Source organism: Arcanobacterium phocae, assembly GCF_018913465.1.
Taxonomy (GTDB): Bacteria; Actinomycetota; Actinomycetes; order Actinomycetales; family Actinomycetaceae; genus Arcanobacterium; species Arcanobacterium phocae_A.
This window is the reverse complement of the sequence record NZ_JABAPM010000003.1, coordinates 170,817-189,583: the sequence shown is the minus strand read 5'-3', so window position 1 is coordinate 189,583 and position 18,767 is coordinate 170,817. Positions and strand designations below refer to the sequence as shown.

11 protein-coding genes are annotated in these 18,767 nt (G+C 48.3%); 3 read left to right on the top strand and 8 right to left on the bottom strand.

The annotated features are described in order from the left end of the window. Positions 1–24: 24 nt before the first annotated feature. The 5 genes from KSO86_RS05195 to KSO86_RS05175 form a co-directional block, all read right to left on the bottom strand. Positions 25–2,133, bottom strand: a complete 2,109-nt coding sequence (locus tag KSO86_RS05195) for a sialidase family protein (RefSeq protein ID WP_216378531.1) — start codon at positions 2,131–2,133, stop codon at positions 25–27. Between the two features lie 229 nt (positions 2,134–2,362). Further along, a complete protein-coding gene (locus KSO86_RS05190) occupies positions 2,363–3,013 on the bottom strand; it encodes a LutC/YkgG family protein (RefSeq protein WP_366493349.1) in 651 nt (216 codons plus the stop codon). Beyond that, positions 3,010–4,536, bottom strand: a complete 1,527-nt coding sequence (locus KSO86_RS05185) for a LutB/LldF family L-lactate oxidation iron-sulfur protein (protein WP_216378529.1) — start codon at positions 4,534–4,536, stop codon at positions 3,010–3,012. Before KSO86_RS05185 ends, KSO86_RS05190 begins: the two co-directional genes overlap by 4 nt. Then, positions 4,536–5,324: a (Fe-S)-binding protein gene (locus KSO86_RS05180; RefSeq protein ID WP_216378528.1), complete on the bottom strand. Its 789-nt coding sequence runs from the start codon at positions 5,322–5,324 to the stop codon at positions 4,536–4,538. Before KSO86_RS05180 ends, KSO86_RS05185 begins: the two co-directional genes overlap by 1 nt. 43 nt (positions 5,325–5,367) lie before the next feature. Next, positions 5,368–7,020 (bottom strand): L-lactate permease, encoded by a 1,653-nt coding sequence (locus KSO86_RS05175; protein ID WP_216378798.1) that lies wholly within the window; start codon positions 7,018–7,020, stop codon positions 5,368–5,370. 343 nt (positions 7,021–7,363) lie between these two features. Between KSO86_RS05175 and KSO86_RS05170 the strand changes: the two genes are divergently transcribed. Beyond that, positions 7,364–8,179: a CAMP factor family pore-forming toxin gene (locus tag KSO86_RS05170; protein WP_216431887.1), complete on the top strand. Its 816-nt coding sequence runs from the start codon at positions 7,364–7,366 to the stop codon at positions 8,177–8,179. Between the two features lie 69 nt (positions 8,180–8,248). Here the strand turns inward: KSO86_RS05170 and KSO86_RS05165 are convergent, their stop codons facing one another. Beyond that, positions 8,249–11,173 carry a YhgE/Pip domain-containing protein gene (locus KSO86_RS05165; RefSeq protein WP_216431885.1) on the bottom strand — a complete coding sequence of 975 codons (2,925 nt, stop codon included), beginning with the start codon at positions 11,171–11,173 and terminating at the stop codon, positions 8,249–8,251. Positions 11,174–11,293: 120 nt separating this feature from the next. On the opposite strand from KSO86_RS05165, the gene KSO86_RS05160 reads away from it, so the two are divergent. Continuing rightward, positions 11,294–11,983 carry a TetR/AcrR family transcriptional regulator gene (locus KSO86_RS05160; protein ID WP_216378525.1) on the top strand — a complete coding sequence of 230 codons (690 nt, stop codon included), beginning with the start codon at positions 11,294–11,296 and terminating at the stop codon, positions 11,981–11,983. A gap of 3 nt (positions 11,984–11,986) precedes the next feature. Here the strand turns inward: KSO86_RS05160 and KSO86_RS05155 are convergent, their stop codons facing one another. After that, positions 11,987–12,559 (bottom strand): GNAT family N-acetyltransferase, encoded by a 573-nt coding sequence (locus KSO86_RS05155; protein WP_216378524.1) that lies wholly within the window; start codon positions 12,557–12,559, stop codon positions 11,987–11,989. Between the two features lie 210 nt (positions 12,560–12,769). On the opposite strand from KSO86_RS05155, the gene KSO86_RS05150 reads away from it, so the two are divergent. Beyond that, positions 12,770–14,005 (top strand): sodium/glutamate symporter, encoded by a 1,236-nt coding sequence (locus tag KSO86_RS05150; protein WP_216378523.1) that lies wholly within the window; start codon positions 12,770–12,772, stop codon positions 14,003–14,005. Positions 14,006–14,107: 102 nt separating this feature from the next. Here KSO86_RS05150 and KSO86_RS05145 read toward each other — a convergent pair whose 3' ends face one another. Further along, complete coding sequence (locus KSO86_RS05145; RefSeq protein ID WP_216378522.1) at positions 14,108–18,733, bottom strand: glycoside hydrolase family 2 TIM barrel-domain containing protein; 4,626 nt, start codon at positions 18,731–18,733, stop codon at positions 14,108–14,110. Between the last annotated feature and the right edge of the window lie 34 nt (positions 18,734–18,767).

The window sequence follows — 18,767 nt, the reverse complement described above, 5'->3', positions numbered from 1 at the left end:
CGCCTCTTTTACGTAATATTGCGCCTAGTTTTGCCGACGTCGTACCACCACAGCTCCACCAAGTAGAGACAGTATCGACAATCCACCGATTGTCCCCAGTGCAACCCCAGTATTAGCTAACGTTTTCGCAGGAGTTGATTGAGCTTTGCTTTCTTCTGCCATTCCTGGTTCACAGGTAACGCTAGTCTTTGGCGCTGGGACCGGCATTGGCTCTCGTGGCTGAGCCGGCGTCAGAGGAACCAGCGGAATTGACACCTGTGGCTTCTCTTTGTCTTCTTCAAGCTCTTTTTTAACTTTTTCCAGTTCCGCCTTGAGCTTGGCATTTTCTTCCTTCAACAGTGCGATTTCAGCCTGGTACGACTCCGATTCCTCACTGAGTTTCTTCTCGGTACTTTCTAAATCATTCGCCAGCTTTAGGTTACTGGTTTCTGCATCCGTTAATTTCTTTTCTGTTTCTTGCTTAGCTGCTTCAGCTTGCGCTAGTTTGGCTTCCGCAGCTTTCTTTTCAGCTTCAGCTTTTTCTAAGTTGCTTTCGGCGGTCTTTTTAGCAGCCTCAGCTTCCTTTAATTCAGCTTCCACAGCAGTATTTTCATCTTCTACATCAGCAAGTTTCTTCGTTAATTCCGCCACCTGTTTTTCCGCAACTTGTATTTTTTCTGTTGCGTCAGCTAGTTTCTCTTCTGCGTCAGCAAGTTGCTGTTTTGCTTGCTCGAGTTCCATTGCTTCAGCAACTCCCGGACATGAACCGACCCAATCCAATCCGAAGCTTCGGTAATAAATTCCGTAATCCTTGTATCCCTCTTTACTGCCATCTTCCGACAACATCCCGATACGTCCATCATGTTGGACCGTCAAGGTCACATATCCGGTAGACCCTTCATTAAACACCCGGTTTTGCTTCCATGACTTACCATCATCGCAAGAAAGCCACACTGTTCCCTTGGAACGGTCATTATTCTGACCTTTTGAGTTATGGTCAGTTATCTTCTGAGCGTTTCCATATACAAGCACTTTTGCTCGCGGGTCATTTCCAGTGAAATGTGGGAAAGCTCTGACGATCTGTCCGTTTGTCTTTCCCTCGTTAATATCCGGCATCTGAGTTGTACTGCCCCAACTCATACCCCCATCATGTGAGATAGCCTGCCAGCGATAGCCATGACCATCCGCCATGTTGTTACTCGGCCCCTTCTGGTTACGCGAAGTTAAGAGGAGATCACCATTCGATAGTTCTACTACTTTGTTTTCATCCATCTCAGTGCCTACAGGGCTACCAGGTTTCCAAGTTTCACCATGGTCTTCAGAAATTAGTGAGAAGGCTTCTTGATCAGACGACCCGTTTTTAACTTGGGTAAACTGCTGAACTAACCATCCTTTATGTTTCGGATGTGTCAATTGTATTCCTTGACCTGATGCCGCAAAGCGCCATTTCACTTGCTCGTCAGGAGTTACATCTTTTGTGATGATCTTTGATGTCCAGGTCTTTCCATCGTCAGTTGATTGTGATACTTCCACGTGGATCACGTTTCGATTGTTGTGATCATTTCCCGGTACTGATTCTTGTATTCCTGCTTCATAGCTACGGACATGGAAATTAAAAATTGCACCGGTCTCCCAATCCACCACATAGGACGGATCAGAACAACCTTCAATCTTTTTCCAGTCACTTACTGGATTACCCGAGCAAATATATCCGTCTTTCTGCCATGTTTTGCCGTTATCTTTCGATCTATATTGCTGAATACTATTAGGATTCGGCGAGTCTTCACCGTTCTTCCATTTGATTTTCATTTCAGAAAGCCAGTTTTGACCGTTAAACCCACCAGCTTTTATTCCTTTATCCCCAGCACTCAATGGCCGTTCGTCAAATGCAACAATCAAGTCCCCACCAGGTGTGGCAGTAATCGCCGGGATCCGAAACCATGCTTTACCTTCATCACGCTCTTTGATGGGGTGCACCTGAGTCATCTCACCGTCACCCATCTTGACTGACGGCTGAGCTACTAATTGTGCATTGGTTTCGCTAGGCTCTTGTTGATCTGCATAAGCTAGCGTTCCAGCAACTAGACCAGATAGAGTCAGGGCGGTTGCAGCAAATCCCGCTACAACACTATTTTGGACTCGACGTTGTCTCATCTTTGTTATTCTCCTCTTTAAATATCGGCTTCTTTGCCGACGGCACCATTGCCCGGGGATAGAGATATCCACCTCCCCTATCTTACAAAGAGATCTATCAGTTGTCTGATGAATAGCTGTTCAATTTTCACGCCACTAATAAAATCAACAACGGAGGGGGATGAGACTGTAAGTCTCATCCCCCTCCGCGATCGACACATGCAGACCTGAGCCTGCGTCGTCGTCAAAATCAATCAGTCACGATAATAACTCGCAAGTTACGTGGGCCGTGAACGCCATCAACACGGACAAGCTCGATGTCCGATGTTGCCGAAGGTCCAGCAATCCAAGTAATAGGACGAGTTGGGTTCTCATTCAGAACTGACACCGCCTGCGGAACAGTTGGATAAATATCCTTTGCCCGCAAAACAATAACGTGACTATCTGGCACCAACGTGATCGCGCGACGTCCCTGGTCCGGCTCGCCATCAAGAACAATCGTTCCCGATATTGAAATAGCAACCCGAGCAGCAGTCACAACAGCATCGATCTTATCTAGATCATAGTTACCTAGCGGCTTCTCACGAGAGTCTTCCTGAACAGTACGGTTGTTACGACCAGCCGCCTTCTTCCACTTCTCATCCAGCCCATCAGGCACGACGACGGAAGACGCATCTTCCAGATATGCATCGATTGCATCTGGAATACCAGCCTCATCAGTAGTAACAACAACCGCAGTGTAATCAACGAGCTTCTCGATTAAGTCCTCAATTACCTCTGGTGCTCCCGGAGGGAATTCACCTTCTTGAATGTAATCTCGCGGTGGCTCCGGAGCAGGTTCTCCTTGGGAGAGAGCAAGCGCATCTTTGATACGTTGCAAAATCTCTTCACGTGCACTCACTTCTCGTTCTCCTTCTTTCCTTCTTCTTTGAGCCATTCACGGAATGTCCGCGACGGTGGAGCTGGAACATCGCGAACCATTGTCCACCGGTTGGCTAATGGAATCGGCACATTATGAATCTTGCGATCCTTACCGGCAACAACACGTCCAGCCTTCATACCCTTAGTCGCAGCAGCCCAAACCTTACCATTGCCCATAACCTTCGAAGCTGCCTTCATAGACACGTCCCAAACATCTGGGATACCGCCACGATTAGCTTCGGTAATTCGATGGCGCAGATCAACGAGAACTTCTGGAATATTAATCTTGACCGGACACACTTCATAGCAGGCACCACACAGTGACGACGCATATGGCAAGGACGAGGCTGGATCATTATGATCCATCGCGCCAAGAAGTTGCGGAGTCAGAATTGCTCCAATTGGGCCCGGGTAAACCGAGTTGTAGGCGTGTCCACCAACATGCTCGTAAACTGGGCAGGCGTTCATACACGCTGCACAGCGGATGCAGTGCAATGCTTGGCGGCCAACTTCGTCAGCCAAGACCTTAGTACGGCCGTTATCCAACAAAACGAGGTGGAATTCTTGCGGTCCGTCACCTGGGGTAACACCCGTCCACATCGAGGTGTATGGGTTCATGCGCTCACCTGTTGATGAGCGTGGAAGAAGTTGGGCGAAGACTTCCGCATCCTTGAACGTTGGGACAAGCTTTTCAATACCAACCAAAGAGATCAGAGTTTCTGGAAGGGTCAAACACATACGACCGTTACCTTCAGACTCAAACACCGAAAGCGTTCCAGTCTCAGCAACCATCATGTTAGAACCTGAGATAGCCACCTTGGTCTTAAGGAACAACTCACGCAAGTGAGCACGTGCAGCCATCGCCAAAACACGCGGTTCCGTCGTCTCAATTGGTTCTTCCAAGTCGGTCATTTCCCGATTGAAGATTTCACGGATTTCAGCACGGTTGCGGTGGATTGCTGGCACCACGATGTGTGACGGCATATCTTTTCCGAGCTGAACAATCATTTCTGCCAAATCGGTTTCGTGTGCAACGATTCCTTCTTTAGCAAGTTCTTCATTCAGGTTAATTTCCTGAGTTGCCATCGACTTTACTTTGACAACTTCTTTAGCATTCTTTTCCCGAAGGATACCAAGAATAATTTCGTTGGCTTCCTTCTTATCACGTGCCCAGTGCACAATACCGCCACGCTTGGTGACATTCTCTTCCAACTGGACAAGTAGCTCTGGCAGATTACTCATCGTCTTATGCTTGATTGCCGAACCTGCATCACGTAATGCTTGCCAGTCAGGCATTTCAGCTACGCGCTCCGCACGCTTGTTGCGAATTGCTGTTGTTGCGTGGCGAAGGTTCTTACGCAACTGGTTGTTACGTAGTGTAACGGCAGCTCCCTTAGGGAAACTGGTTCCCCATTCAAGAGTCTGATCTGGTAGCGCGTCACCTTGGACCCACTGATCATGACCCTTACCGAACACTTTTGGCAAACCTAAAAACGTAGCCATTACACACCAGCTTTCGTGGTAGATTCCGGAGCCGCCCATGGCTCATTTTGGGTACCAGCAAGAACTTCAGCGAGATGCATTGCCCGGATACCGGCTCGATTACGAGAAAGACCACCAGCAATATTCATCAAACACGAGTAGTCACCAGCAACGATAACGTCCGCTTTAGTGGCAATAATGTTGTTCATCTTGTCAGTCAGCATTGATGCGGAGGTTTCGTGGTTCTTCAATGCAAATGTACCGCCGAAGCCACAGCACGATTCTGCGCTTGGCAATTCCACGAGGTCAATACCACCTACCTTGCGCAATAACTGCAATGGCTTGTCGCCAACTTTAGCAACTCGTATCGAGTGACACGTCGGGTGATAGGTGACGCGGTGAGCGAAGTAAGCTCCGACGTCGTCAGTCCCCATAACATCAACAAGGAATTCAGAAAGCTCATACGTCTTCTTTGCAATCGCAGCTGCTTTGGAAGCCAAAGCATGATCGCCAAGCTTGTCAGCCACCATTTCCTGCTGTTCGCGGATAGAACCAGTACAAGAACCAGACGGGACAACAATTGCGTCCCATTCTCCGTCCAGAACAGGCTCAAATGTTTTGACGTGGTTCTTGATTAGCGGCATAGCTTCTGGATAATATCCAGTGTTGATATGCATCTGTCCACAGCAAGCCTGATTCTCGGGGAAATCAACCTCGACACCAAGTCGTTTGAGTAGATGCATCGTGGCTTGCGGTGCCTGTGGAAACATGGCATCCGCAATACAGGTTGCGAATAATGCTACTTTCATTTCTTTTCTTTCTTATCTCTGCATCGTATGACGTTGCTAAAACTTACTGAACGATCGGTAGGATGCCTTGGGAAGCAAGGAATGTTAACACGCACAGGAGAAGCAAGAGCCCCACGGAGAACGGTGCTGCTTTCCGGAGAATTTCTGCTTCAGAACCTGGCTTGTTAATTGCGGTTGCTGCAATAGCAAGGTTTTGTGGTGATACGATCTTCCCAATTCCGCCACCAATAGAGTTGGCAGAAAGAAGAACATTCGGATCAAGGTTCGCGCCTGCAGCTGCTGTTGATTGCAATGAGGCGAAGAGTGCGTTTGCTGACGTTGCTGATCCGGTAACTGCAGTACCGATCCATCCCAAGATTGGTGACAGGAATGCGAATGCAGCACCAGTCGCAGCTAGTGCTGCGCCAATTGCAGCAGTTTGACCGGAGAAATTCATAACGTAAGCGAGTGCCATAACAAGTGCAATTGTAAGTAATGACCATCGCAGAGCATGAATAGTGTGCCCTAAGACGGAGATTCCTCGGGCGAAACTAAAGGTGAATCGAGATGTGGAATAAATACCATAAACGAGGGAAACGATAAGTGCAGTTATCACGATCATAGTTCCCGGGTTTGCTAAGGTTTGGATACTCAGAATGGCGCCCGATGATGGTTCACCGTTGTGGTCAAGCAAAGCTCCATACAAGCCTGGCCACTGCAGCTTAATAGTTGTTTTGGCAAATGCTTGTGGGATATCAATTCCGAGCGTCCACAGTTTTGCAATCGAGAAGATGACGACGACGAGCCAGTACGGCATGAGTGCAAGGGTGATTCGCCCAGCGCTTGGGGTCCCTTCGGAAGAAACCTCAGAACGCCAGTCTTCTGGAGTAGTTGGGTTAAGGACAACAAGGGCTCCAGCTACTACAGCGAAACCTAGAAGAGAAGCGAACACTGCTGTCAGTTCGTAGGAAACGTAGTGCGCGGCCACAAAGTGACCGAATGCGGTAACAATTCCTTGCAATAAACCAACGTGCCATAACTGACGTACGCCGCGTGCGCCGTCGAGAATAAACAATAGAAGGAACGGGATCAGAATAATGATCCACGGGGTCATAGATGAAGCCGTGTTGGCGACGTCAGCACCAGCGACACCACCGATCTTGCCTGCAGTGGTGACAGGAATTGCCATTGCCCCAAAGCCCACGTTGATTGCATTACCGACCATGGTGACAAGAGCAGCCTTGATTGGATTAATTCCGAGTGAAACTAGCATCGCAGCAACAATAGCGACGGGGGCACCGAAACCAGCGAGCCCTTCAAGTAAGCCGCAGAAGGAAAAACCGAGCAGAAGCGCCTGAATTCGCATGTCTCCTTTTCCAACGGCTGAGAAAACTGCGCGAACATCACTATCTCGACCCGAGTCGACAGTCAGGTTATACAGCCAAACCGCGGCAATGACAATGTACAAAATTGGCATAATGCCGAACGCTGTCCCGAATAAAGCGGAGTTTAGTGCCATTGTTGCTGGCATCTGGAAACCAAGAATCGCAATAATTAAGGCAATGACTAAAGACCCAAGCGCACACCAGTGTGTTTTCATTTTGAAAACGCCGAGCATAATAAAGAATGCGATAAGCGGCAAGATGCCGACTAGCGCAGAAAGAACAGTTGAGCCACCGATGGACTCAGTGGATGGCACGAATGTGACCGCATGCATCGCCGTTGAATACAAATGATCTCCTAGGACAAAAGTAATATATACATATCCATTTTGTTGCAGAGTATAGATATATTCAAACCGATAACACCAGCCATTTACACTTATCGGACACACCTATTAGCACATTCGCTATAATCCGCTAAATACCGCCATTTCTATAACGTGAGACTTTCCTTGGCTAATTCGAGAACACACCACTCACCACACAACCAGTTTCGCCCAAAAAGAAGATCAAAATGTGACATAGGTCTATACGAATTGAATTTCCTCTTATAACATTGAATTACCGCGGAGCAATTCGCGGGTAAGTCATTTTCCATATTGTCGTTTTGGAGTGTCAATGAAAAAAACCCTTATTGCCCTAGCACTTTCAACATCGCTACTTATCCCGCAACTCGCTACCCCAGTAGCACAGGCAAATACGCACTCGTCCTCAATCCCAAGCCACGTCGTAGTCCTAAAAGAGACCGGTGAAACACAACAAGAGATTAAAGCAGAAGCCAGAGAAAAAGCTGAAGCTGTTGAAGAGACCTTAAATCACGTCGCTGAAGTCGCCGAAGTTGCGAAGGTTGCGCGCCCAGACGTCCAGTGGAGCAAGGAGTTCAATGGGCTCTTTAAAACGCTCAGAGAACTACAAGGAGAATTGGTCGCTTTAGCATCCGGTAATATCCCGGCATTCGATGCTCAGACAATCCTGTCTCGCGCTGAGCTCGCAACGAATATCGGTTTGACAATTGATACAGCAGTATCAAAGCTGAACAACAAGGTTCAAGCCGCCCACGTTGAGATCGGTTTCGCCGTCACCCGCGCAGTCATTCGTTTGACAAACCTTACGTCAACAGAGGCGCAATTGAAGGACTCAATTGAGGACCTCAAGAAGGTTGTGGAGCGCGTTTCCGGATACCCAGATATCGAACCAACTGACATCGCCACAGTTTACGTTAAGAACGAATTAACGAAGAAAATCTGGAAGGTCCGTTGGGATCGTGACACAAACATTCTTGGAAAGAAGGCTTTTCCCACCTACCACGAGCTCAATAAGCACATCACCAAAGCTGTTGGTGTAGAACTCAATGCTAAGTCAACCGTACAGCAAGTACGCGACGCTGTTGCTGATCTTGACGCAGCATACACAACTGCATTAAAAGGCAAGTAAGAGTTCCAAGTTAAATAAGTAGGCTCCCTAGTACAAACTAGGGAGCCTACTTATTTACGTTACTGAACGTTATCCAGCAGTCGGTGCTAGAGCTTCATCTTGTGCCAGTGGCGTATTCTTCTTGATACGTACCTTAGCTGCGAAGAAGCTGACCGCTACCGCAACCACCGTCCACAGCAAGAGAACTAGAACCGTCTTGCCAACGATTCCATCCACACCGCCACCAGCAATCAGCGACCGGAAAGCGAGCTGAGTATCGCTCATTGGCAAAAGCCAGTGGATCCACTGGAAGAACTTCGGCGCAGTTTCGATCGGGAACGTTGCCCCCATCGAGGTGATCTGCAAGCTCAGCAAAACGATAGACAAGAACCGACCACGGAACGCGAAGGCCGCAACACACGCCTGGTTGACTGCCATGAAACAGATACTGGCGAGAACCGCCAACGCACTCAGCCCAGCCAAGTTCGCGACGTGCAGTTCACCCATCGCATTGACTACAACCATCATCACAACAGCCTGAACCACAGCCAAAATAGTTGCTGTCACTGCCGGCTTAGTAACTGCTTGGATCCACCGACCGCGAGCTCGTTCGTCGTGATCGAGAGCTGGCAAGACCAGGAACAGTGCGATTGTGCCAATCCACAATGCGAGCGACATAAACATCGGAGTAAATCCAGCGCCGTTATTTGCAACTGCGTGTAGCCGTTCTGTCTTAACTTCAGCAACCTTTCCAGCCGTTGCCGAAACGTTCTGCTGATCAGCATTCGATAGTTGTGGGATCTTTCCAGAACCTTCAGTTAAGCCATCGCGAAGTTTTGTTGCGCCGTCGTTCAGCTTGCGAGCGCCGTCAGCAAGTTCGCCAACCTTTTCTTGAGCAGTCTGCGCGCCATCGTTCAGCTTGCGAGCGCCGGAGTCTAGCGCACCCACACCTTGCTGAGCGGTCTGGGCACCGTCTGCTAGTTTTTGCGAACCGGAGCGTGCCGATTGAGTACCGTTCTTCAGCTTGCCAATTCCGGAGGCCAATTCTTGTGCCGAGCTAGCAGCCTTCTGCGAGCCCTCAGATAGTTTTGTCATGCCAGAGACAAGACCAGTGGAACCGTCAGCAAGTTTTTGAGCACCGGTATCGAGCTTGTTCACACCATCAGTTAGCTCCGGCAACTTTCCCGTCAACGTTCCGATTCCGCCAGCGAGCGCTTGGGCTCCATCACGTAATTGCGCGGACTGGGTTCCGTTTACGCCGCTGATTTTTGCTAATCCTGCGCTCAGATCGTTAATACCACCAAGGAGGGTACCATCGTTTGACGACGACGCTGTTCCGAGCTTCGTCTTGAGCTGTCCTACCCCAGCACTGGCCTTGGCCATGTTTTGGGTCAGCTGATCACTTCCCTGCGCGAGCTTCTCCGAACCTGCCGCAACCTGGTTGACACCGTCCTTGACAGCCTGTGCTCCTTGCGCGATCGTGTTGATGACCTCAGTGAACGGTGCGAACCCCTTAAGCTTCCCGGTGATCGAATCAGCACCCTTGACCAAGGACCAGCTTCCTTCACGGAGGTTCTGGGATGACGAAGAAAGCTTCTTAAGCTTCTGGCACATCTCCGAATCTTGCGGTTTACACTGCTCCGCAAGCTCGTCAATGCCAGTGGTGTAATCATGCAAAGACTTATCAAACGATCTAGTACCAGCTGCGAGCTTAGTAGCGTCGCTCGTATCAACATACTTCAGCGATTCGGCAACAATATCAGTCACTCCCGCTAGCTGAGTAGCACCATCTTGGAGAGATGGCTTGCCGTCTTTTCCTACAGTGACGCCATCGCGTAGTTGTTTGAGCCCAGCATTGAGAGCTTCTGTTCCAGCCATCAGACTCTTTTTAGCAGTCTCCGGCTTAGTCGGATCAAAATCTCCAGCTTGACCTAAGCCTGCACTCATTTTCTCGATGGCGCCAGGTAGTGCTTGAGCAGCCTGTTGTAACTTGGCGCTTCCAGCTTGCGCCTGATCGACGCCGTTAGTGTACGCCGCGATTCCAGGAGCTAATTTGCCAGATCCATCCGCCAACTGCTTCACACCAGCACCCAGTTTGTCGGTGTTGGCATTTAACTTATGTACACCTTGGGCAAGTTGTTCCGCACCATTGTGTAATTCGCTCGAACCCGATGCTGCTTTAATAACACCCGAGTTAAGTTCAGTTAAGCCCAGCGATAGTTTTTGCGAACCATCAGCCGCACGCCCGGTTCCGTCGTCGAGCGTAGCCAATCCATTACGTAACGTTACTGTTCCGTTCGCAAGGTCATTCATACCGACGACGAGGCGTCCAGTTCCCTGCGAAAGGTCACGTGTTCCCTGGGAAAGTTTTCCGATACCGTCATCGAATTTACTGACGCCGTCGTTAAGTTTGACGGTGCCGTCAGCTAGCTTGGTTGAACCGTCGGTAGCGTCATGTAGACCGCCGCGGATCTTCTCAATCGAAACGAGAAGCCGTTCGGTAATTCGAGTCGCACCACGTTCATTAATTCGGTTCGTCATCGCCTCAGACACGGTTTTAGCCATAGTTCCAGCCAGATAGTTCACGCCGTCGTCGGTAACTAAACGCAACTCTTGGGTCGCGGAAGATCCAATATCGGTACCGATCTTCGCTACGTTCTTCGAAAAATCGTGCGGAATATACAAGATTGCACGCACTCGTTCATCATTCATCTGAGCCAAAGCGTCCGATTCAGACATTTCTTTCCAGGAGAAGCCGACGTCTTCACCATCTTTCGGATGTACCAGTGCATCAGTCAATTCATGTCCCAACGAGAAAGTTTCCTGCTTGCCGGTCACCAATGTTCCGGTATATGCCTGGTCCTCATTAACAATTGCGGCCGTCATGTCGTCAAGACGATTTGTTGGATTTTGATAAGTCATCGTCAACAAGCCCGCATATAGCAGTGGAATTAGCGCAACTGCAAATATGACAATCGTAGTTCCCAACCGTGGGCCTTTCAACCGTGTCATCATGTCGGATTCTCCTTCTAGCTGTACCAGATATTCACGATACACGTCTGTATCTTGCAGTTTCAATACACATGTGTATCGAGTGATGGGGTAGACTAAAACGGAAGATAAAGGAGTATGTCTATGGCAATTCATGTCCACTCGATTAGGCGAGAGGCCATCGAAAAACTAACAGCGACACCGCTGTCAACACGCCGGCAACGTACCCGTGCAAAACTTCTCGAAGCCGGTTCGATACTGTTCGTTCAAAACGGCATCCTCGGAACCTCGGTAGGAGACATTTGCGAAGCAGCCGGATTTTCCCGCGGCGCATTCTATTCAAATTTTGCCGACATGGACCACTTCATTCAGATCCTAGCCGAGGACCAGTGGGGTCGAATTCTCACCACCACAATGGATGCATTCGCTTCAAAAGACATCCCTATTATTCACGGCTCATCTGATGATGAGACCCTCACCAGCACCAAACTACTAGCCTCAAGAATTCTCGCAGCACTCCCTATTTCTCGGGATTTCTACCTTCTTCTCACCGAGTTTTCGACGTATTTGGCCCGTTCTCACAACAAAGAAAACCCACTATATGAGGGTGCTGAAGCCTTCAAGAAGCAGCTTTCTGCAGTCATTGAATCAAAACTTTCCGACATCGGCAGACGCAGTATTCTCTCTGCCCCGGACTTGGTCAACATGATCCTCGCACTCGCTGAACGATCCATGATCCTTGCGCTGACCCACCACGATGAGGACTTAACTGCCTACCTAGTACGCACACTGCCCAGTGTGCTTGTCAAGCTCACTGTTCCAGTAAGTAACTAGCGCTCACCAGCGGGGTTCCGGCATCGGCTTGCCGTCACGGCGCCGAATCATTTCCATCCAGCCGTCGTGGGATCCGTCGTCGTTCCGCCGAATCACATCCCACCGAACGTTCAACTCATACCCGTACCGAGCATAGAGTTTCCCGAGCCCCAGCCCAGCCCGGAACTGCAAATGTAGAAATTCAATGTCCGCACCCAATGAGGCAAGTACCTCCACAGAATGCAGGTACTCCATCAACATGCGACCTAGACCGCGTCCATGGAAATCTGGGCTAACCTGCAACCGCTTAATCGTCGCAATATGTTGTGGCTGGCCCTCCGGGATACCAACAATCCACCACGCAAACCCTAAAAGCTGCTGCGTGCTCGAGTCACGCATAACATACAGCCAACCGCGACCATCAGCCATATCCTGTTCGTGCCCAGCAAGAAGCTCCGCATATCGACTACTCGGATCACCTGGGCGAACACCAATCGCCGCCCCAAGCTCGGTATTGCGTTGCCACATCTCAAGCATATCGGCACGCAACTGCGGCGAAGTTATCGAAGTAAGGGTTTCAAAATACACGTCAGACACGAGCATTATTTTAGCGGAATAACCCGCCATATTAGTGGCTCAAATAGCCTACTAACACGGGTTTAATTTTTGTTGAATATGACACCTCACCGCATAGACCCTCAATATTATGGTACTTTTCAACAGTTGTTGATTTTTATAGCATAATGACATTTTTCTGGGCCGAATGCCGGCTTACTGATAATATCCCCTACCATTTACGAGGAATATATGACGATTGAATTTTCGATGGTTCAAACAATTGGATTCGCTGTACTGTTATTGTTCTTTGGTCGGTTTTTACGACGGCGAGTATCGATATTCGAGCGTTTTGCTATCCCATCCCCGGTCATTGGCGGGTTCACGTTTGCCATCATCAATCTCATCCTCCACCTCACACATACGGTGAATTTTCACTTTGACTCCACACTCCAAAGTTTCTTTATGGTTTTGTTCTTTACCTCTATCGGCTTTGGCGCAAGTCCCATGATTTTACGCAAAGCCGGACCTAAGGTTGCGCTTTTTCTACTGGTAACCGTGGGGTTGCTCGTGGCACAGAACCTCGTAGTTATTGGACTGGCGCCATTGTTAGACTTGCCAGCACCGTTGGCGCTGATGGTTGGTTCGACGTCGATGATCGGCGGGCACGGAACCTCCGCCGGTATCGCTCCACTTATCGAAGACGCTGGATTTTTGGGCGCAGAATCGATTGCCTATACGGCCGCAACCTTTGGCCTTGTGGCTGGTTCTCTTATTGGCGGACCGGTCGCGTTACGGCTTATTCGCCGTCATGACCTCGTCAAACTCCATGACACCTCCACATTTGATGATTCGTTCCTTCACGAAAAAATCCATCCGCTTAACGCAGACCGGGTGCTAGCTGGATTCATGGCGCTACTCGTAGCCATGTTTATCGGCAGCTACATCACTGATGGGCTCAATATGCTTGTGAGCGGCTGGACGTCTATGGCTCAATTTCCTGCCTATTTAGGACCGATGATCTGCGGTATTTTAGCACGCTGGTTTTCCGACTATCGGTTCACCCGTGCCGGCGGTGAAGAAAAAGGAGCCAAGGAACTAGTTCCACATCAAGAAATCGAGATGCTAGGAACAGTGACCCTGAGTGTTTTCTTAGCGATGGCCCTCATGTCAGTGCGGTTGTGGGAGCTCGGTTCGCTGGCGTTCGCTCTCGTGGTTTTGTTGACTGCCCAGGTTGCTCTAACCGTGTTATACACCCGCTTCGTTACGTTCAAAGCAATGGGGTCAACATATGACGCTGCCGTGCTCGTAGCTGGCAATGTTGGTTTTGCAATGGGAGCAACCCCAAACGGGATGGCAAACATGGAATCAGTGACGGCTAAATTCGGACCATCTCCCACGGCTTTCTTCGTTTTGCCAGTGGTTGGCGGAATGTTCATCGATTTCTTCAACATTATGGCCATCATTGGGTTCTTGACGGTCGCATAGGGCAAGGTTGACGATCTAATAGGTATAGAACCTCGAAAAACGGCACTTTAGCAATTTATACGCTGCTACCGTGCCGTCTTCCGAGATTTTACTGGGAAAACACTAGATCCGACGACGCTGACCCCAGTAAATCGCTATCGCACCTGCTGACAGGATTACTAGGAGACCAGTAATACCTACATCAACTCCAGTTTTTGCCAAACCGCTAGAAGATTGAGCACTAACTGTTCCTCCGTTAGTGCCGTTTTTCTTTAGCACAGTTATTTTCACCACCGACGACGGTTGCTCACCGGCGATATTAGATGTTGCTACAGCATAATGCTCACCTGGAGAAACGGTCTCGGGTATATGAACGGTATAGGACTTAATCATTCCTTGGGAATCAGAAACCTCAGTGCCAAGTAATGTTGGTTCAGAATAGAAGAAGATGCGCGCTGGCATTTCGCTCTTCAATCCACTGAAATCAACATCTACTGACTTACCTTGTTCAACTGTGTACTGACCATCAAGCTTTACCTTTCCATTGGTTATATCAGCCGCGATTACTGATGAATCAGCATACGTTGGCCCAGTTAATACTGCATCTAGAATTTTGATCCATGGGATGGACATTCCATCTGGTTTCGATGGATCTGGCTCAGGTTGTGGATCCGGCTGCGGATCCGGCTCAGGTGCCGGCTGCGGATCCGGCTGTGGATCCGGCTCAGGTGCCGGCTCAGGTGCCGGCTGCGGATCTGGTTCTAGGTTCCCGGTATATTTGATTTCAAACATCTTAGTTGTTTGATGATCTTCTGACTCAACAAGTATTCGTGATACTCGCTCAAATTCAGGAACAATTGTCACCGCGGCATTATCCTCAGGATAAGCTTCCAACGTTTGTTGTTTAGTAGCAGGTGATGTGTAGGTCCACGCGTCAAGCGTATCTTTCGATAGTTCTTCGCTGTTAAGCACAACTTTCGCTAGCGACGCAGTCGAATGGACATCATAGGATTGCTTAACACCCTTGAGGAGTATCTCTGATATACCGGTTACTGGTTTAATATCCGGTCTCCCTGTTTTACCGTTTGGATTATTGTGGACTTCAACTTTTAGATACGTCGTCGTCACTGGATCTAACTCATATTTGTAAGGCTGAACGTTTCCTTGTTCATCGCCGATTGTTTCTCGTGTTTCTACAAGCTTCCAGTCTTCATCAGGAGTGTCACGCACGAAGAACTTTGTCGAATGAGGCTGAGGATAATTAGCTGACCAACCATCTCGATAGAACCACACGTCAAATTGACTAAACTGCTGCGGAGTATCGTAGGCAAACACAAGGTCCGCAGATTTTTCGTCAGTCTTTTGCGTATTTTCATAATTCGTCCAAACGTTTTTGTTCGGACCGTTACCATCATGGCTCGGAACTGCGGTTTTATTATCACGAATCGCTTCAAGCGTGTCAGATTGCAATTCTTTAGAAATCGATTGAGTAAGGGACTTTGCTGCCCCGGCTAAATTATCACCAACTGCAACTGTTGGCTCTTGCACACGAATAGTTGCGGTAGCCTGATAGTTCTGACCGAAAATAGTTGTTGTCCCATTAACCGTTATAGTTCCAGGTTTATCCCAAACACTAGCTTCAGGGTCCTGCCATGTAACTGGGAACGACGTCGATAAAATTGCTCCATCTGGCATTACTACAGGGCGTGTAGAAGGAAGTTGGGCAACTGTTCCTACTGGTGACGTTGCTGAATAATTGAGAACTGCGCCAACTCCATCAATCATAATGATGTTAATATCAACCTTATCTCCGACGCCCGTTTTTCCAGAAACAACAAAATGACCAGCCTTGCCATATTGGCTTGGAATAATGTCATCCCATTTCACCTCAGTAGTCGAGGCTCGATTATCAGCATCGTAGCTATCGATGACCTCAGGAAGATCAGGCTTATTACCTGTCTTGACATAAATATTACGTGGGTAGCGGTAGTGATCCACATCAGATTCCGCCGATGGCTCTGTGTTGCCATTCGTCGTAGTTACGGTTACTGTCTGGGGGCTCATTCCTTTGGCACTTGCCTTCACAGTAAACGATCCAGATTGCTTGGTGGATTTCACGATTGCTAATGCTTTACCTGAAAAAGCACGACGTTCAAGTGACTGATAAGACGTATGGTCTGCTTGCTCTCCATTATCAGTACCTACTATTTCGCCGTTACCTTCAACGGAGAATACTATAGGCGTGTTTGCATCAGGCACAGGTTCACCTTTGGCATCCGTTACGGTGACGTCAACATAAGCCAGATCGCTACCATCAGCAACAATCGAATTACGGTTAACGTTTACCTTTAGTGATTGCGCTGGTCCCGCCGTCGTCACTTTATTGCGTCCGTGCGTATTCGAAATTATCTGACCGCCTTGATCTTTCGCTACTGCTTCGAGTGTTCCATCAGCATAAGGAACTTCCCACGTGAAATATAGATTTTCATGATCCGTTCTCTTTTTATCTGTTCCTTCGTAGAGTTGATACCGGTATCCAGCTTCTGTTTTCTTTGCAGTGAACTTCTTTTCACCGAGTGATTTTTTCTGCCCATGCGTATCAATAAAGAACAATTCAACACGCGGCGCATCTGAATACACATCCACCTTGACCTTTCCTTTTGGATTGGCGACGACGTTGCTATTCCACGCAGGCAAGATATGAAGGGTATGGAGATTATCATTCCATTGGCTTTGATACAAATAATAAGAATCCTTCGGGAATCCGGCTGTATCGATAATGCCAAAATAGGAATTCTTCGGTGACGGCCATTCGTCTACTGCACCTGGCGAATCCTTAAACCAGAATGTCGGCTCTCCAATATAGTCAAACCCGGTCCATACAAATTCTCCAGCAACATAATCGCGAGTGATAACGTCATACCAGGCCTCGGAGGCATACGCTCCCCAGCTGACTTTAGAATTATCGTAGGAAGTTAGCCGCTTATCCCGGGTTTTCCCGTTGTCATGAATGCGATTATATATTCCACGACTATTTACTGATGACGCAGTTTCGGAGCCGTATAGTTTCCAGTCAGGATGTTGGGAATGAAGACTGTTGTATTTATTTCCCGCAACATAATTCAAGCCAGCTACACCACCGGCCTTCACTAACGAGCCCATAAGAGTCTGTGCACCTGGAGCACTGTCTTTGAGCTGATTGTCTCCGCGTGTGACTGGACGAGTTTGATCAACAGACTGGGCCCACTTAATGAGGTTAGCTTGCTGATCAGTATATTCCACCATATTGGTATATCTTCCGGTGCCCTCACCAATTTCATTGCCTAAGGACCACATGATCACGGATGGAGCATTTATATCTCGTCGCAATGTTGCTTCAAGGTCGAATTGTGCCCATGTACTTTCGGGTGCCACATTTTCTAAAGCAGTATTCACCGGCACTGGCTTCTCAAAGAAACGGGCATAGTCATTGTAATTTCCGTTCTTTGGATGATGAAAACCGTCAAAAATTTCTTCAACGATAAGCATTCCCTTTTCATCTGCAAGATCGATCAAATCGCGCGATGCTGGATTATGGGTGACGCGAATGGCATTGGCACCCATATCTTTCAAAATATCGATTTGTCGTTCTATGGCAGCACGATATGCTCGAGCACCTAACGCTCCTTGATCGTGATGCATGGATACACCCTTGAGCTTCATTGGCTGACCATTAAGGCTGAATCCATTTTGAGAATCAAACTTGGCATTCCGGAATCCGGTTTTAACTGTGACTTCATCAAGTGGAATATTATCCGCATTAGATATTTTTGTTATTACCCGATATCGTTGCGGGTCGTCCACACTCCACATCTTGATATTGTGACCAGTAAACGTCGCGTTACTCTCGGCATCGGATCGCGGACCAATTGTTATCTTTTGTACGGCACTTTCACCCAATGTTTGTTTGCCATCAAGTGATGTCAGCACGTGCGTAACCGTAACGTCAGCCGATTCATCTGATTCGTTTACTACTCGTGTGGTGGCATTAATATCAAGATCACCTTCAGAGTCTGTTGCGATATTAGGGGCAACAACAGTTACACCATCATGACCGACATGGACAGGGTTAGTAACCACTAGGTCAACATTGCGATAAATTCCTGAACCTGAATACCAGCGACTCGATGGAAGCTCATGGTTGACCTTGACAGCTACAACGTTATGTGCACCAATTTTCACATAATCAGTGATATCTACCGAAAATGGGGTGTATCCATATGGATGGTTCGCTACTTCGGTGCCATTGACATAGATAGTGGCATCCATATAAACGCCATCAAAATTCAAATTGATTCGTTTGCCAACGAATTTCTCATCCAAAGGTAGGTTTTTCCGATACCAACCGATGCCTCCTAAAAGATATCCACTTTCCGCTTCACCTTGCTGAGTAAAGACCTGTTCGATGGAATAATCATGCGGAAGATCTAGGATCCGCCATTTAGCATCGGAATATTCTGGCGATTCAGCGCCTTTTTCCTCACCTAGTTTAAACTTCCATCCAGTATTGAATTGTTGAATACGCACACTTGCATCTAGTGGAGTGGTGTAGACATCTTCTGCTTCAGATGCCATTTGTGTGCTTGTTGAAAGTCGAGAATAATCTTGTGATGCGGATGCTATCGGAAGCGATCCAAAAGTTGATAGCGCTAGCACAAGTGCGCTTGCTATCGCACCTTTGCGCCAGTTTTTGCCTTGCTTGGTACGCATATGTTCCTCATTTCGTCATTGAAATATGAGATAT

Bases quoted from the DNA above. Each gene is read 5' to 3' on its own strand.
- KSO86_RS05175 (WP_216378798.1), bottom strand. From the start codon at position 7,020: ATGCATGCGGTCACATTCGTGCCATCCACTGAGTCCATCGGTGGCTCA.
- KSO86_RS05150 (WP_216378523.1), top strand. From the start codon at position 12,770: ATGACGATTGAATTTTCGATGGTTCAAACAATTGGATTCGCTGTACTG.
- KSO86_RS05195 (WP_216378531.1), bottom strand. From the start codon at position 2,133: ATGAGACAACGTCGAGTCCAAAATAGTGTTGTAGCGGGATTTGCTGCA.
- KSO86_RS05165 (WP_216431885.1), bottom strand. From the start codon at position 11,173: ATGATGACACGGTTGAAAGGCCCACGGTTGGGAACTACGATTGTCATA.
- KSO86_RS05145 (WP_216378522.1), bottom strand. From the start codon at position 18,733: ATGCGTACCAAGCAAGGCAAAAACTGGCGCAAAGGTGCGATAGCAAGC.
- KSO86_RS05170 (WP_216431887.1), top strand. From the start codon at position 7,364: ATGAAAAAAACCCTTATTGCCCTAGCACTTTCAACATCGCTACTTATC.
- KSO86_RS05185 (WP_216378529.1), bottom strand. From the start codon at position 4,536: ATGGCTACGTTTTTAGGTTTGCCAAAAGTGTTCGGTAAGGGTCATGAT.
- KSO86_RS05160 (WP_216378525.1), top strand. From the start codon at position 11,294: ATGGCAATTCATGTCCACTCGATTAGGCGAGAGGCCATCGAAAAACTA.
- KSO86_RS05180 (WP_216378528.1), bottom strand. From the start codon at position 5,324: ATGAAAGTAGCATTATTCGCAACCTGTATTGCGGATGCCATGTTTCCA.